The sequence below is a fragment of the Pseudomonas sp. SHLD1 genome, from assembly GCF_028640935.1.
Taxonomy (GTDB): Bacteria; Pseudomonadota; Gammaproteobacteria; order Pseudomonadales; family Pseudomonadaceae; genus Chryseomonas; species Chryseomonas aestiva.
Window position 1 is genome coordinate 839610 of the sequence record NZ_JAQZAD010000013.1, and the last position, 16284, is coordinate 855893.

Consider the following 16284-nt stretch of genomic DNA (forward strand, 5'->3'; position numbering starts at 1 on the left):
TCGGCCGCGATGGATATCTCGCGCCCCTTCATCCTGCGCCCGGTCGCCACCACCCTGTTGATGGTGGCCCTGCTCATCGCCGGCCTGCTGGCCTATCGGCTGCTGCCGGTCGCGGCCTTGCCGCAGGTGGACTATCCCACCATCCGCGTGCTCACCCTCTATCCCGGCGCCAGTCCCGATGTCATGACCAGCGCCGTCACCGCGCCGCTGGAGCGCCAGTTCGGCCAGATGCCGGGCCTGTCGCAGATGGCCTCGACCAGCTCCGGTGGTGCCTCGGTCATCACTCTCAGATTCAACCTGGAACTGGACCTTTCGGTCGCCGAGCAGGAAGTCCAGGCCGCGATCAACGCGGCCAACAACCTGCTGCCCAACGATCTGCCGGCGCCACCGGTGTACAACAAGGTCAATCCGGCCGATACGCCCATCGTCACCCTGGCGATCAGCTCCAGGACGCTGCCGCTGCCCACACTCTACGACCTGGTTGACACCCGCATGGCGCAGAAGCTCGCCCAGGTGACCGGGGTCGGGATGGTCAGCCTCGCCGGCGGCCAGCGCCCGGCGGTGCGCATCCAGGTCGATCCGGACAAGCTCGCGGCCCATAACCTGACCCTGGCCGACGTGCGCAGCCTGGTCACCAGCGAGAACACCAACCAGCCCAAGGGCAGCTTCGACGGCCCCACCCGGGTCGCCACCCTGGACGCCAACGACCAGCTGCGCGATCCCAAGGCCTATGGCGACCTGATCCTCAACTACGCCGACAACGGCGCCCTGCGTCTGGGGGATGTGGCCACCATCGCCCAGGGCGCGGAAAACGACCGCCTGGCCGCCTGGGCCAATCGCAGCGGTGCCATCCTGGTCAACGTCCAGCGCCAGCCTGGCGCCAATGTCATCCAGACCGTCGACCGCATCCAGGCGCTCTTGCCCAGCCTCAGGGAAAGCCTGCCGGCCGGTCTCGACATCGCCGTGCTCAGTGACCGTACCGAGACCATCCGCGCCGCCGTCACCGACGTCCAGCACGAGATGCTGCTGGCGGTAGGGCTGGTGGTGATGGTCACCTTCGTCTTCCTGCGCCGGTTCAGCGCCACCCTGATTCCCTCGGTCACGGTGCCGCTGTCGCTGATTGGCACCTTCGGCGCCATGTACCTGGCCGGTTTCTCGCTGAACAACCTGTCGCTGATGGCCCTGACCATCGCCACCGGCTTCGTCGTCGACGATGCCATCGTCATGCTGGAAAATATCTCGCGGCATCTGGAGGAGGGCGCCAGTCCGCTGGAGGCCGCGCTCAAGGGGGCCCGGCAGATCGGCTTCACCCTGGTGTCCCTGACCGTTTCGCTGATCGCGGTGCTCATCCCGCTGCTGTTCATGCAGGACGTGGTGGGCCGACTGTTCCGCGAATTCGCCATCACCCTGGCGGTGGCGATTCTCATCTCCCTGGTGATCTCGCTGACGCTCACACCGATGATGTGCGCGCGGCTGCTCAAGCGCGAGGAGGCCGGCGAGCACCGGCTGGTCTGGCTGGAGCGGCTGATCGCCGGCTATGGCCGGGCGCTGCGCTGGTCGCTGGCCAACCGGGCGCTGATGCTGCTGCTGGCGGTGGCGACCTTCGTGCTCACCGCCGTGCTCTACCTGCTGGTGCCCAAGGGCTTCTTTCCGGCCCAGGACACCGGCTCCATCCAGGGCATCACCGAGGCGCCCCAGTCGATCTCCTTCCGCGGCATGAGCGAGCGCCAGCAGGCGCTGGCCGAGGTGGTACTGCAAGACCCGGCGGTGGCCAGTCTGTCTTCCTATATCGGCGTCGACGGTGACAACGTCACCCTCAACAGCGGTCGCATGCAGATCAATCTCAAGCCGCAGGGCGAGCGCGACGTCACCGCCCAGGAGGTCATCGACCGGCTGCGGCCCGCGGTCGCCAAGGTGGTGGGCATCACCCTCTACATGCAGCCGGTGCAGGACCTCAGCGTCGAGGACCGGGTCAGCCGGACCCAGTACCAGCTGAGCCTGGACTCGCCCGATGCCAGCCTGCTCGACACCTGGGTGCCGCGCCTGATCGAGACATTGCACGAGCGCCCGGAACTCACCGATGTCACCAGCGACCTGCAGAACAAGGGGCTGCAGCTGTACCTGACCATCGATCGCGACGCCGCGGCCCGCCTCGGCGTGCAGGTCTCGGCCATTACCGACGCCCTCTATGACGCCCTCGGTCAGCGGCAGATCTCGACCATCTATACCCAGGCCAACCAGTACCGGGTGGTGCTGGCCAGCGCCGCCGCCGACAGCCTGGGACCGGATGCCCTCAGCCAGGTCTGGGTCAAGGCGGGCAGTGGCTCCTCGTCCAGCAGCGGCAGCAGTGGCACCGGCACCGCCAGCACCACCGAGACCACCACGGACACCAGTCGCGCCCCGGTGCGGCTGTCCAGCCTGGTGAAGATGGAGCAGCGGCCGACCCGGCTGGTGATCAACCACCTGAGCCAGTTCCCGGCGGTGACCCTGTCGTTCAACCTGGCCAATGGCGTTTCCCTAGGCGCCGCGGTGGCGGCCATCGACGCGGCCAAGCAGGAGATCGGCCTGCCGGTGGGCATCAATACCCACTACCAGGGCGCGGCAGCGGCCTTCCAGGCTTCGCTGTCCAGTACCCTGCTGCTGATCCTGGCGGCGGTGGTGGTGATGTATATCGTCCTGGGCGTGCTCTATGAGAGCTTCATCCACCCGCTGACCATCCTCTCGACGCTGCCCTCGGCGGCCATCGGCGCGCTGCTGGCGCTGCTGCTCACCGGCAATGACCTCGGCCTGATCGCGGTGATCGGCATCATCCTGCTGATAGGCATCGTCAAGAAGAACGCCATCATGATGATCGACTTCGCCCTCGATGCCGAACGCCACCAGGGACTGCAGCCGGAGGAGGCCATCTACCAGGCGGCGCTGCTGAGATTCCGGCCGATCCTCATGACCACCCTGGCGGCGCTGTTCGGCGCGGTGCCGCTGATGCTGGCCACCGGCGCCGGCGCCGAGTTGCGCCAGCCGCTGGGCCTGGTGATGGTCGGCGGCCTGCTGGTGAGCCAGGTGCTGACGCTGTTCACCACCCCGGTGATCTACCTGGCCTTCGACAGCCTGGGCGAGCGCCTGGGTCGACGCAGGGCGGTCTGAGGTGAATCTCTCGGCGCCCTTCATCGCCCGGCCGGTCGCGACCCTGCTGCTGAGCCTGGCGTTGCTGCTGCTGGGCGCCATCGCCTTCCGGCTGTTGCCGGTGGCGCCCCTGCCGCAGATGGACTTTCCGACCATCACGGTCTCGGCGACCCTGTCCGGCGCCAGTCCCCAGGTGATGGCCTCCAGCGTCGCCACGCCGCTGGAGCGTTCCCTGGGCACCATCGCCGGCATCAGCTCCATGACCAGTCGCAGCAGCCAGGGCTCGACGCAGATCATCATCCAGTTCGATCTGGACAAGAACGTCAACACCGCTGCCCGCGAGGTGCAGGCGGCCATCAACGCCTCGCGCAACCTGCTACCGAGCGGCATGCGCCAGATGCCGCGCTATCGCAAGGTCAATCCGTCCCAGGCACCCATCATGGTGTTTTCGCTGACCTCCAAGACCTTGAGCAAGGGCGAGCTCTACGACCTGGCGTCCACGGTGCTGGCCCAGAGCCTGTCCCAGGTCAGCGGCGTGGGCGAAGTGCAGATCGGTGGCAGCTCCCTGCCGGCGGTGCGCGTCGAGCTGGAACCGCGCCAGCTGGAGCATTACGGGCTGGCGCTGGACGACGTCCGCACCGCCATCAACAGCGCCAACCAGCGCCGCCCCAAGGGCGCGGTGGCCAATGACGAACACAACTGGCAGATCCAGGCCAACGACCAGTTGTTCAAGGCCGCCGACTATGCGCCCCTGATCATCCGTTACCAGGATGGCGCGACGTTGCGCCTGCGCGATGTCGCCAAGGTCAGCGATGCCGTGGAAGACCGCTACAACGCCGGTTTCTACAACGACCAGAGCGCCGTGCTGCTGGTGGTCAACCGGCAGGCCAACGCCAACATCATCGAGACCATCGCCGCGCTCAAGGCGCGCCTGCCGGCACTGGAAGCCATCGTGCCGGCCAGTGCCCGCCTGGAAGTGGCCATGGACCGGTCGGGGGTGATCAAGGCCACCCTCCACGAGGCGGAGCTGACCCTGGTGATCGCCGTCTTCCTGGTGATCGGCGTGGTCTGGCTGTTCCTCGGCCGGCTGCGCAGCGCGGTGATCCCGGCCCTGGCGGTACCGATCTCCCTGGTGGGCACCTTCGCCGTCATGTACCTGCTCGGCTTCTCGCTCAATACCCTCTCGCTGATGGCCTTGATCCTGGCGGCGGGGCTGGTGGTGGACGATGCCATCGTGGTGCTGGAAAACATCGCCCGGCACATCGACAACGGCATGGCGCCGCTCAAGGCCGCCTACCAGGGCACCCGCGAGGTGGGCTTCACCCTGCTGTCGATGAACGTCTCGCTGGTGGCCGTTTTCGTGGCCATCCTCTTCATCGGCGGTATCGTCGAGAAACTGTTCCGCGAATTCTCCCTGACCCTGGCCGCCGCCATCCTGGTCTCTCTGGTCGTGTCCCTGACGCTGACGCCCATGCTCTGCGCCCGCTGGCTAAGGCCCCATGATCCCGCCAACGAGAGCCGGTTGCAGCGCTTCAGCGAGCGTGCCCATCGCCGCCTGGTGGCCGGCTACGACCGGACCCTCGGCTGGGCATTGCGCCACCGCCGGCTGACGCTGCTGAGCCTGATCGCCACCATAGCGCTCAACGTGCTGCTCTATGTCGTGGTACCCAAGACCTTCATGCCCCAGCAGGATACCGGGCAGCTGATCGGTTTCATCCGTGGCGACAATGCCCTGTCGTTCCAGGTCATGCAGCCGAAGATCGAGATCCTGCGCAAGTCGTTGCTGGCCGATCCGGCGGTGGCCAGCGCCTCCGGCTTCGTCGGCAGCTCCGGCTCCGGTAGCGGGGTGAACAATGCGGTGATGCTGATTCGCCTCAAGCCCATTGCCGAGCGCAAGCTGGATGCGCAAAAGGTCATCGAGCGCATCCGCGCCAATGCTCCCAAGGTGCCGGGCGCCCAGCTGTTCCTCATGGCCGACCAGGACCTGAGATTCGGTGGGCGCCAGCAGAGCACCTCGTCCTATGAGTACAACCTGCTCTCGGGCGACGTCGGGCTGCTGGAAACCTGGCAACCCAAGGTGCTGGCCGCACTCAAGGCGCTGCCGGAGCTGACCGCGGTGGACGGACGCGAGGGCAGCACTCAGCAGATCACCCTGCAGATCGACCGCGAGAAGGCCAAGCGCCTCGGCGTTGACATGGAGACGGTCGCCGCGGTGCTCAACAACTCCTTCGCTCAGCGGCAGATCTCGACCATCTATGAGCCGCTCAACCAGTACAAGGTGGTGATGGAGATCAATCCGCGCTATGCCCAGGACCCGACCGTGCTCGAGCAGGTGCGCGTCATCACCGCCAGCGGCGCTCAGGTCCCGCTGTCGGCCTTCGCCTACTACACCAACAGCCTCGCCGAGGACCGGGTTACCCACGATGGCCAGTTCGCCTCGGAGAGCATCAACTTCGACCTGGCGCCGGACGTCAGCCTGGAACAGGCGACCCGGGCGGTGCAGCGCGCGGTGGCGGCCATCGGCTTGCCGACCGATGTCCAGGGTCGCCTGGGTGGATCCGCCAACATCTTCGCCAGCACGGTGTCAGGGCAACCGCTGATGATTCTCGGCGCCCTGGTGCTGGTCTATATCGTCCTGGGCGTGCTCTACGAGAGCTACGTGCATCCCCTGACCATCCTCTCGACGCTGCCGTCGGCCGGGGTAGGGGCCTTGCTGGCCATCCAGCTCACCGGTGGCCAGTTCAGCCTGATTTCCATGCTCGGCCTGTTCCTGCTGATCGGGGTGGTGAAGAAGAACGCCATCATGATGGTGGATCTGGCCCTGCAGCTGGAGCGCCAGCAGGGACTGACGCCCGAGGAGGGCATTCGCCAGGCCTGTCTACTGCGCCTGAGGCCCATCCTGATGACCACCATGGCCGCCATCCTTGGCGCCGTGCCGCTGCTGATCGGCAATACCGAAGGCGCGGAGATGCGCCAGCCACTGGGCCTGGTGATCGTCGGGGGCCTGGTCTTGAGCCAGATCCTCACGCTCTACACCACCCCGGTGGTCTATCTCTATTTCGAACGCCTGCGCCGCCGCGTCAATCGCTGGCGCGGCATCCGTACCGACGCTGCCCTGGATACGCCGCTATGACCCCAATCCTGCGCCTGCCGACGCTGACCCTGGCTCTGCTGCTGGCCGGCTGTACCCTGGGCCCGGATTACCAGCGGCCCGCCACCCCGGTGCCGGTCGCCTACCGCCACGCCGAAGGCTGGCAGGCGGCGGCGCCCAAGGATCTGGAGGTCCGTGACGACTGGTGGCGTCGCTATGATGATCCGACCCTGGATCGCCTGATGGTCCAGCTGAACCAGCGCAACCAGAGCCTGGCCCAGGCCGAGGCGACCTATCGGCAATCCCTGGCCCTGGTCAGCCAGGCGCGGGCCTCGTTGTTCCCGACCCTGTCCAGCAGCCTGGGCGCCACCCGCTCCGGGCGCGGCGGTGGTTCGGGTAGCAACACCGTCATCCGCAACTCCAATGGCACCAGCAGCACCTTCAGCAGCGGTGGCACAAGCACCATCAGCAATGCCTACGACGCTAGCCTGGGGGTGAGCTGGGAGCTGGATCTCTGGGGGCGCGTAAGGCGCCAGGTGGAGGCGGATCGGGCGTCCGCCCAGGCCAGCGCCGCGGAGCTGGCAGCCACCCGTCTCAGTCTGCAGACGCAACTGGCGACCAACTACCTGCAGGTGCGGGTGCTGGATGCCCAGCAGCGGCTGCTCGACGCCACCGTGGCCACCTACGAGCGTTCCCTGCGCCTGACCCAGAACCAGTACCGCGCCGGCATCGTCACGCCGGCGGACGTGGCCCAGGCGACCACCCAGCTGAAGAGCACCCAGGCCGACGCCATCGATCTCAGGTACCAGCGTGCCCAGCTGGAAAACGCCATAGCGGTGCTGGTCGGCGAAGTCCCGGCCAATTTCCAGCTGGCCGCGGTCAAGACGATTCCCGAGTTGCCGCCGCTGCCGAGCGCCGTGCCCTCGACGCTGCTCGAACGGCGTCCAGACATCGCCCAGGCCGAGCGCCAGGTCATGGCCGCCAATGCCGCCATCGGCGTCGCCGAAGCCGCCTATTATCCCGACCTGACCCTGAGTGCCAGCGGCGGCTACAGCGCCAGCCAGTGGGGCAATCTGATCAGCACGCCGAATCGCTTCTGGTCGATCGGGCCATCCTTTGCCCTGTCGCTGTTCGATGGTGGCCTGCGCCGGGCCCAGGTGGAGTCCGCCGAAGCCAGCTACGATGCCAGCGTCGCCGGCTATCGCCAGACCGTGCTCGCCGGCTTCCGCGAGGTGGAGGACTATCTGGTGCAGCTGCGCACCTACGGCGACGAAGCCGGCGTGCGCCAGGAGGCCCTGGATGCCGCGCGCCGCGCCCTGCAACTGGCCGAGAACCAGTACCAGGCCGGGCTGATCGGCTATCTCGACGTGGTCACCCTGCAGACCACCGCGCTCAGCAACGAGCGCACCAACCTGACCCTGCTGGGCAGCCGCCTCAGTGCCAGCGTCCAGCTGATCGCTGCGCTCGGCGGTGGCTGGGATGGCAATCTCACCCCGCCGGCGCCGCCGCGGCGGCCTTGATCCCGGGCACAAAAAAGCCGGGCGATTGCCCGGCTTTTTCACGACTGGCGCTTAGTTGGGGAAGAGTTCGCCCAGCTTCATGCTCAGCATCATGTTGCCTTCGACACGCAGCTTGCCCGACATGAAGGCCTGCATGCCGTCGGTTTCGCCGTTGACGATGCCGGCCAGGGTGTCCTGGTCCATGATCAGGGTGCAATCCGGGTCGGCGGCGTCGCCTTGCTGGACGTCGCAGGTGCCGTCCTTGACGACCACGTAGTAGTTGTCACCGCCCTCGACGTCGAATTGATAGGTGAGATCCAGGCCGGCCGCGGCGGAGGGGTCGAACTTGCTCTTCAGGGTGGCGATGGCTTCGGCTGCGCTCATGGCGAGGGTCCTTGTGGTCTTTTTCGATGAGGCCCACTCCAGCGGGAGGGGCAGGGCACTCGACCGAGGGTAGGGGGCGACAGGAGACCTGTCAACGGATATTCATACGCTTGTTTGAAAGCCTGGGGCGCGCGCACGGCCTGATCGCGGCCAATGGCTAGCCGGTGCCGGAAGACCGCCGGGAGTCGCCGAGTTTCTATCGGTCGGGCGACTCGGTATGCTGGGCAGGGCACTGCTGCCGCCATCCTAGGAGAGTCCGTGGAGTTTCTTGCCGACTATGCCAGTTTCCTGGCCAAAACCGTCACCGTGGTGGTTGCCATCATCGCCGTGCTGCTGTTCACCGCCGCCGTCCGCGGCCGCAACCGGCGCAGTTCCGCTGGCCAGTTGCAGGTGCAGAAGCTCAACGACTTCTATCGCGATCTGCGGCTGAGATTGCAGCAGAGCGTTCTGGGCAAGGAGGCCTTCAAGGCCCTGCGCAAGCGCGAGACCAAGGCCGAGAAGAGCAAGCGTAAGAGCGAGACCGGCAAGTCGCGGGTCTATGTGCTCGATTTCCATGGCGACATCAAGGCCACGGCCAACGAACACCTGCGCAACGAGATCACCGCTGTCCTGACCCTGGCGACGCCCAAGGACGAGGTGGTGGTGCGGCTGGAAAGCGGCGGTGGCCTGGTGCACAGCTATGGCCTGGCCGCCTCGCAGCTGGCGCGCATCCGCCAGGCGGGAATTCCTCTGACCATCTGCGTCGACAAGGTGGCCGCCAGTGGCGGCTACATGATGGCCTGCATCGGCGACCGTATCCTCTGCGCGCCCTTCGCCATCCTCGGCTCCATCGGTGTGGTTGCCCAGTTGCCCAACGTCCACCGCCTGCTGAAGAAGCATGACGTGGACTTCGAGGTCTTCACCGCCGGCCAGTACAAGCGCACCGTCACGGTGTTCGGCGAGAACGATGAGAAGGGCAAGGAAAAATTCCAGCACGATCTGGATACCACCCATGTGCTGTTCAAGAATTTCGTTGCCCACTACCGGCCGCAGCTCAATATCGACGAGGTCGCCACCGGCGAGGTCTGGCTCGGCCAGGCCGCGCTGGGCAAGCAGCTGGTGGACGAGCTGCGTACCAGCGACGAATACCTGGCCGAACGAGCCCAGGTGGTCGAAGTCTTTTCGCTGCGCTTCGTCGAGAAGAAATCGCTGCCCGAACGCCTGGGCATGGCCGCGAGCCTCGGCATCGATCGTCTGGTGAGCACCTGGTGGGAGCGCCTGGCCGAGTCGACCCGCTGGCGCTGAGGTCCAAAGGACTGGCGGCCGATAACAAGACTCCAACGGAGGTTCTGCGATGAGCAATTTTCAGGCGCTCTGGGTGACCGAAGGGGCCCATGGTGCTTTCCGGCAAGAGGTGGTGACGCGCAGCCTGGACGACCTGCCCGCGGGCGAGGTGCTGATTCGGGTGCGCTATTCCTCGCTCAACTACAAGGACGCCCTGTCGGCCATCGGCAACCGCGGCGTGACCCGACGCTATCCCCACACCCCGGGCATCGACGCGGCCGGCGTGGTGGAACACTCCAGTGCCGGCGAATTCGCCGTGGGCGATGAGGTCCTGGTCACGGGCTATGACCTGGGCATGAGCACGCCGGGCGGCTTCGGCCAGTACATCCGGGTGCCGGCCGCCTGGGTGATCCGTCGCCCGGACAATCTCGGCCTGCGTGAGGCCATGGTGCTGGGCACCGCGGGTCTCACCGCGGCGCTGTGCGTCGAGAAACTCGAACAGATGGGCCTGACCCCGGAGGCCGGCACCGTGCTGGTCACCGGGGCCAGTGGTGGCGTAGGCAGTCTGGCGGTCAAGCTGCTGGCACGCCTGGGCTACCACGTGGCCGCCTCCACCGCCAAGCTGGAGCGCGCGGAGTGGCTGCATCGCCTGGGTGCCCGGCAGATCCTCGACCGTGCCACCCTGGCCGATGGCGTCGGCAAGCCGCTGCTGGACCAGCAGTGGGCCGGGGCGGTGGATACCGTCGGTGGCGACATCCTCTTCAATGTCATCAAGTCGCTGGAATACGGCGGCAGCGTGGCCTGCTGCGGCATGACCGCCGGCACCACCTTCGCCGCCGGGGTCTTTCCCTTCATCCTGCGCGGGGTGAATCTGCTGGGCGTGGATTCCGTCGAGTTGCCATTGATGGCCAAGGCAGCGCTCTGGGACAAACTCTCGGTGCAGTGGAAGCTGGACGACCTGGACAGCCTGACCCGCGAGGTCGGCCTTGCCGAGCTGCCCGACACCATCAGCCAGATCCTGGCGGGCAAGATGGTGGGACGCGTGGTGGTCGATCTCGGTTGAGCGAAGGCCGGACAAAAGAAAACCCGCCGCGGCGGGTTTTCTTTTGCGTTCGCGGCGCTCAGGCCTGGCGACGGCGGAACAGCGGCTCCGCTTGGTCTACCGCGCCCTGGTAGGTCACGCTGAAATCGCGCAGACCGGCCATGGCCGCTTCCGGATCGCGGTCGGCGCGGACCACATAGGCATCGAAGCCGCAGCGCTTGAGAAAGAACAACTGATCCTGCAGCACATCGCCGATGGCGCGCAGCTCGCCGGTCCAGCCGAAGCGTTCGCGCAGCAGCCGGGCATAGGAGTAGCCGCGACCGTCCACGAAGGCCGGGAAGTTGATGGCGATCAGATCGAAATGCGCGAGGTCGCCGGCAATGCTCTCCGGCTCTTCGTCGCTGTCCAGCCAGATGCCCAGTTTGCCGTCGCGGCAGGTGAGGGCATGGCCGTGCTCCAGCCACAGGGCGGCCGGGATGATCACGTCGTCGCTGTTGGGGACGTCTACCAGGGCGACGTCCTTGGGCAGCAGGTGCCAGTTGTCGGTGACCAGCTGGTCGCCCTTAATGATTCTTTGCATAGACGCGCTCCTTGAAGGGGTCGATACCGATACGGCGGTAGGTGTCAATGAAGCGCTCGTCTTCGGTGCGTTGCTCGACGTAGACGTTGATCAGCTTGCCGATCACCTCGGGCATCTGGTCCTGGGCGAAGGAGGGGCCGAGGATCTTGGCCAGGGTGGCGTCGCGGCCGGCGTCGCCGCCTAGGGACACCTGGTAGAACTCCTCGCCCTTCTTGTCCACGCCGAGGATGCCGATGTGGCCGACGTGGTGGTGACCGCAGGCGTTCATGCAGCCGGAGATGTTGAGGTCCAGCTCGCCGATGTCGAACAGGTAGTCCAGGTCGTCGAAACGACGCTGGATGGCTTCGGCGATGGGGATCGACTTGGCGTTGGCCAGGGAGCAGAAATCACCGCCCGGGCAGCAGATCATGTCCGTCAGCAGGCCGATGTTGGGGGTGGCGAAGCCGTGTTCGCGCAACGCGTGCCAGAGTTCCAGCAACTGGTCCTGGCGGACGTCGGCGAAGATGACGTTCTGCTGGTGCGAGGTGCGCAGCTCGCCGAAGCTGTAGCGATCGGCCAGCTCGGCCATGGCGTCCAGCTGGCGATCGGTCACGTCCCCCGGCGCGACGCCGGTGGGCTTGAGCGACAGGGTCACGGCGACATAGCCCGGACGCTTGTGGCGGAAGGTGTTGCGCTGGCGCCAGCGGGCGAAACCGGGTTGCTCGGCGTCCAGGCGGGCGAGGGCGGCGTCCTGGTCCTGCAGCTCGGCATAGGGCGGATCTACGAAGAAGGCGGAGACCCGCGCGACCTCGGCGTCGGTCAGAGTGATGGGGCCGTCCTTGAGGTGGGCCCACTCGGCCTCGACCTTTTCGGCGAAGGCGTCGGCGCCCAGGGCCTTGACCAGGATCTTGATGCGCGCCTTGAACTTGTTGTCGCGGCGGCCGTAGCGGTTGTAGACCCGCAGGGTGGCTTCCAGGTAGCTGAGCAGGTGCTGCCAGGGCAGGAATTCACGGATGAATTCACCGGTGTGGGGAGTACGGCCCTGGCCGCCGCCGACCAGCACGCGGAAGCCCAGCTCGCCGGCCTCGTTGCGCACCGCCTCCAGGCCGATGTCGTGCACCTCGATGGCGGCGCGATCCAGGGCGGCGCCGTTGACGGCGATCTTGAACTTGCGCGGCAGGAAGGCGAATTCGGGGTGGAAGGTCGACCACTGGCGGATGATCTCGCACCAGGGGCGCGGATCGATCAGTTCGTCATGGGCGACGCCGGCGAACTGGTCGGTGGTGGTGTTGCGGATGCAGTTGCCGCTGGTCTGGATGGCGTGCATCTGCACGGTGGCCAGCTCGGCGAGGATCTCGGGGACGTCTTCCAGCTCCGGCCAGTTGAACTGGAAGTTCTGCCGGGTACTGATGTGGGCGTAGCCCTTGTCGTAGTCACGGGCGATCTGCGCCAGCTTGCGCACCTGGGTGGTGTTCAGCAAGCCATAGGGCACGGCGACGCGCAGCATGGGCGCATAGCGCTGGATGTAGAGACCGTTCTGCAGGCGCAGCGGGCGGTATTCTTCGCCACCCAGCTCTCCGGCCAGGAAGCGGCGGGTCTGGTCGCGAAACTGGGCGACACGCTCTTCGACGATCCGCTGATCGTACTGATCGTAAACGTACATGGTCATCCTGCTGTCAGGCGGCGCGCACGGCTGCGCGTGATCGAAGTCTTGGGCACCCAGGGGGCGCTCTGACGACTTTTCTAGGCCGTGCACGATAGCAGCAGGTCTATATGCTTAAAAGCGATGTTTCTTTATATATAAATCTATTCCGGCGATAAGCGGAAAGCGGGTGGGCGGCGCCGGATACCGCATTATGAATGCCGTGGTTGATCAAACGTCACGAGCGGTTGTCAGGCGGCTACGCGCGGCGCGCAGGAACCGGACCGGGTTCGCGCACGAGTGGACGATCGGTACATGAGGATTCCCGAGCACTGCACGCGCCCGCCTGGCGGACGCGCAGTGGTTTTGGCAGCCGCGGTTAGTTCAGGCCCAGCTTGCCGCGCAGGGTGGAGAGGTCTTCCGCCAGGGTGTTGACCGGACCGACCAGGGCCTTGCGATCACGCTCGCTGACCTTGTCGTAGGTCTCGAAGCCGCCGTCCTTGGTCTTGTACTTGGCCAGGATCTTGTCGACCGTGGCGAAGTTCTTGTCGACCTTGGCGACGAAGGCCTGGTCCTGCTTCGCGATCTGCGGGCGGAACAGGTCGACGATCTTCTTGGCGCCATCGACGTTGGCCTGGAAGTCATAGAGGTCGGTGTGGCTATAGCGCTCTTCCTCGCCCGACACCTTGGTCGCCGCCACTTCCTCCATCAGGGCCGCGGCGCCACCCACCACCTTCTCCGGCGGGAAGGTCAGGCCGTCGACGCGGGCCTGCAGGTCCTTGACGTCTGCCAGCAGCTTGTCGGCGACGGGGCCCTGGCCTTCGGTGGTGTTCTGGGTGAAGAGGGCGTGCTCCAGGCGATGGAAGCCGGTGAAGTCCTCGGATTTGACCCCTTGTTCGTGATCGTCTTCGCGGGAGTCGATGGCGGCGTCCAGGTCGCTGAAGAGTTCGGCGATGGGCTCGACCTGCTCGTAGGAGACCCGCGTCGGGGCATAGAGCTTGCGCGCGGTGGCCAGGTCGCCGCGCTTGACCGCCGCGGTGAAGGCCTGGGTCTGCTCGGTGAGCTTGGCCAGGTTGTCGGTGACATAGATCTTGTAGTCGGAGATGGGGCCGACCAGATCCAGCGGCGAGTTGGCAGCGAAGGCCGGCGTGGCGAGGGCCAGACCGAGGGCAACGGCGAGGAACGAGCGTTTCATTCGACTTCTCCTGTCGAGGTTTTAAAGCGATGCGGCGGCCAGCAGGCTGCGGCCGAGGTAGTCCTTGGCATCGGTGATCCCCGGCAGGACGAAGAAGTAACCGCCGCCGATGGGCTTGATGTATTCCTCCAGGGGTTCGCCATCCAGACGTTTCTGCACGGCGATGAAGCCCTGTTCCAGATTGGCTTGGTAGGCGATGAACAGCAGGCCCATGTCGAGTTGGCCGTTCTTGCGCACGCCGTTGGAGTAGTTGAAGGGGCGGCGCAGGATCAGGTTGCGCTGGCTCTCCGCGGTGCGGGGATTGGCCAGGCGGATATGGGCGTCTAGCGGCGTGACCTTGCCCTTGGGATCGCTGGCGTAATCCGGCACATCGGTCTCGTGACCGCCGGCCATGGGGGCGCCACTGGCCTTGCGCCGACCGAAGATGGCTTCCTGCTCCTGCAGCGGGGTGCGATCCCAGCGCTCGACGAAATTGCGGATGATGCGCACCGCCTGGTAGCTGCCCTGGGCGGCCCAGGGGGGCTCGCCGCTGCCGGGCTGGACCCAGACGATCCGGTCCATCGCCTGGGCGTCGGTGGAATCGGGGTTGGCCGAGCCGTCGCGAAAGCCGAGGAAGTTGCGCGCGCTTTCCGCCGGTTGTCCGGGTGGCGGATCCTGCACTGGCACGCTGCCTTCCTGCTTCCAGCGGATCGCCAGCAGGTCGGGCAGATTCTTCAGAATGTCGCGCAGGGCGTGGATGTTGGTGTCCGGTGTGTTGGCGCAGAACTGCAGGCAAAGATCGCCGTGGCAGCAGTCCGCTTCCAGGGCGTCATTGGGAAAGCCGGTCATGCGCTGCAGCTGGCGCGGCTTGACCGAGCTCAGGCCGAAACGGTCATCGAACAGCGACTCGCCCACCGAGACGGTAATGGTGAGGTTGTCCGGCGTCACCACCGGGCCGAGGATGCCGGAATCCAGTGGCGGCAATCTGGGGTCGACCTCCGGTACCGGGCCGCCCTGCATGAGAAAGCGGATGCGCTCGTCGAGGGTACGCAGCAGCCGTTCCAGGTCCTCACGATCACTGGCCAGCACATCGAAGGCCACGACCATCCCGGCCGCCGGCCGTGGGGTGACGATGCCGCTCTGGTGCCGGCCAAGGAACGCCTGGCGCTGGTGGGTATTGGCGCTGCCGGGGGCACGGGTCACCTCGGCGGTGCTGGCCGCCCTGGCGTGCATCGGGCAGAGCCCGGCACCGGCCAGGGCCACGCCGGCAGCGCCGAGGCCACCCAGCAGGCGGCGACGGTCGATATTGGGCTGATCGGGAGCGGACTTCTTCATGGCGTGGTCCTGGTCGCGGCCAGGCCGAGGGCCGGGGCGACCTGGTCGAGGGAGTCGGCCAGGGCCCGGGCCGCGGCGGCGATGCGCTGGCGGTCGTCAGGGGAAAGAGAAGCGTAGGGACGCTGGACATCGCCCAGGGCCGCGGCCAAGGCGTTGGCCTGGGTATCCAGGCGTTGCTGCAGCTCGGGATGACCCTTGCCGAGCAGCGGGCGCAGCAACTCGATCACCTTGCGGGTGCCATCCAGATTGGCGGCGAAACCGGGCAGGACGAGCTGGCTGTAGCGTTCTTCCTCGCCCGAGATCCGGGTGCTGGCCAGGTTGTGCAGCAGGCGTGCGGCGTTGCCGCTGAGTTGCTCGGGCGGCAGCGACTGGCCGAGCAGGGCATCGCGCAGGGCGGCGGCGTCCTGTTGCAGGCGGGTGGCCACCGGTTCCAGGTCCCGAGTGCTGTTGCCGGCGAAGAGGCCTTGTTCGAGGCGATGGAAGCCACCGAAGGCCGGATCCTGTTCGCGCTTTTCGTAGTAGTCGGCGCGGGCGTTGAGGCGATTGTCCAGTTCGGCGAAGCGCTGCGCGGTCGCCGCCAGGCGCTGGTAGGGCAGGCGGGCAGCCGCATAGGCGGCGCGCGCCTGCTCCAGGTCGCCCGCGGCCAGGGCCTGCTGCAGGGTGCCGATGCCCTGCAGCAACAGGCGACTCTGCTGATTCAGGTAGACGCGGTATTCCGACAGCGGGCCGACGAACTGGGTCAGGGTCGGGCCCGCCTTGCTGGCGGCTTCCGAAGCGGCCGTCGGGAGTACCTTCAGCGTGCCCCGCGGATTGCTCAGCAGACCGCAGGTGATGGCGTAGTCGCCGGGGGCCAGGGTGGCATTGATGACCTGGCTTAGCCCGGGGGCGATGTTCTCGCGCTCCTCGACCACCAGGACGCCATCGAGAATTTCCCACTCCACCGCCCGGTCCGAGCGGTTGACGATACGGAAGCGCGCCGGCCCGGCCGGCACTTCCAGGGCGTTGGGCTCGCAGCGATTGGCCAGGATGTCGACCTTGATTTCGCCGTCGGCCACGGTTGCGTGACGCTCGCCTGCAGAACGCGAGGCGTAATAGAAGGCGGCAGCCGCGACGATCAATAGCGTCGCGGAGCCGACCACCGCCAGGCGCATGGCCGTGGAGCCCTGCTTCGG

11 protein-coding genes are annotated in these 16284 nt (G+C 66.6%); 5 read left to right on the forward strand and 6 right to left on the reverse strand.

The features are described 5' to 3' along the window. Nucleotides 1–9 precede the first annotated feature (9 nt). The 3 genes from PVZ77_RS09360 to PVZ77_RS09370 are packed head-to-tail and all read left to right on the forward strand — an operon-like array spanning nucleotide 10 to nucleotide 7734. The gene (locus PVZ77_RS09360) at nucleotides 10–3144 is read left to right on the forward strand and encodes a multidrug efflux RND transporter permease subunit (RefSeq protein WP_273807305.1); all 3135 of its coding nucleotides are present in this window, start codon (nucleotides 10–12) and stop codon (nucleotides 3142–3144) included. A 1-nt stretch (nucleotide 3145) separates the two neighbouring features. After that, nucleotides 3146–6256, forward strand: coding sequence for an efflux RND transporter permease subunit (locus PVZ77_RS09365; protein WP_273807306.1), 3111 nt, complete (start codon nucleotides 3146–3148; stop codon nucleotides 6254–6256). Then, the gene (locus PVZ77_RS09370) at nucleotides 6253–7734 is read left to right on the forward strand and encodes an efflux transporter outer membrane subunit (RefSeq protein ID WP_273807307.1); all 1482 of its coding nucleotides are present in this window, start codon (nucleotides 6253–6255) and stop codon (nucleotides 7732–7734) included. The genes PVZ77_RS09365 and PVZ77_RS09370 overlap by 4 nt, the downstream gene beginning before the upstream one ends. A gap of 51 nt (nucleotides 7735–7785) precedes the next feature. Here the strand turns inward: PVZ77_RS09370 and PVZ77_RS09375 are convergent, their stop codons facing one another. Beyond that, the gene (locus PVZ77_RS09375) at nucleotides 7786–8097 is read right to left on the reverse strand and encodes an SCP2 sterol-binding domain-containing protein (RefSeq protein WP_273807308.1); all 312 of its coding nucleotides are present in this window, start codon (nucleotides 8095–8097) and stop codon (nucleotides 7786–7788) included. A gap of 258 nt (nucleotides 8098–8355) precedes the next feature. Here PVZ77_RS09375 and sohB point away from each other — a divergent pair, with 258 nt between their 5' ends. Together sohB and PVZ77_RS09385 are read left to right on the forward strand one after the other, a co-directional pair. After that, nucleotides 8356–9381, forward strand: a complete 1026-nt coding sequence (gene sohB, locus PVZ77_RS09380) for a protease SohB (protein ID WP_273807309.1) — start codon at nucleotides 8356–8358, stop codon at nucleotides 9379–9381. A gap of 49 nt (nucleotides 9382–9430) precedes the next feature. Then, entirely contained in the window at nucleotides 9431–10423 is a 993-nt protein-coding gene (locus PVZ77_RS09385; RefSeq protein ID WP_273807310.1) for a YhdH/YhfP family quinone oxidoreductase, read from the forward strand. Between the two features lie 58 nt (nucleotides 10424–10481). Here the strand turns inward: PVZ77_RS09385 and PVZ77_RS09390 are convergent, their stop codons facing one another. From PVZ77_RS09390 to efeO (PVZ77_RS09410), 5 genes are all read right to left on the reverse strand, one after another. Further along, nucleotides 10482–10982 (reverse strand): DUF934 domain-containing protein, encoded by a 501-nt coding sequence (locus tag PVZ77_RS09390; RefSeq protein ID WP_273807311.1) that lies wholly within the window; start codon nucleotides 10980–10982, stop codon nucleotides 10482–10484. After that, a complete protein-coding gene (locus PVZ77_RS09395; RefSeq protein ID WP_273807312.1) occupies nucleotides 10966–12624 on the reverse strand; it encodes a nitrite/sulfite reductase in 1659 nt (552 codons plus the stop codon). The genes PVZ77_RS09390 and PVZ77_RS09395 overlap by 17 nt, the downstream gene beginning before the upstream one ends. A gap of 358 nt (nucleotides 12625–12982) precedes the next feature. Then, a complete protein-coding gene (efeO, locus tag PVZ77_RS09400; RefSeq protein WP_273807313.1) occupies nucleotides 12983–13798 on the reverse strand; it encodes an iron uptake system protein EfeO in 816 nt (271 codons plus the stop codon). A 21-nt stretch (nucleotides 13799–13819) separates the two neighbouring features. Then, nucleotides 13820–15112, reverse strand: a complete 1293-nt coding sequence (efeB, locus tag PVZ77_RS09405) for an iron uptake transporter deferrochelatase/peroxidase subunit (RefSeq protein ID WP_273807314.1) — start codon at nucleotides 15110–15112, stop codon at nucleotides 13820–13822. After that, nucleotides 15109–16263 carry an iron uptake system protein EfeO gene (efeO, locus tag PVZ77_RS09410; RefSeq protein WP_273807521.1) on the reverse strand — a complete coding sequence of 385 codons (1155 nt, stop codon included), beginning with the start codon at nucleotides 16261–16263 and terminating at the stop codon, nucleotides 15109–15111. Before efeO (PVZ77_RS09410) ends, efeB begins: the two co-directional genes overlap by 4 nt. Between the last annotated feature and the right edge of the window lie 21 nt (nucleotides 16264–16284).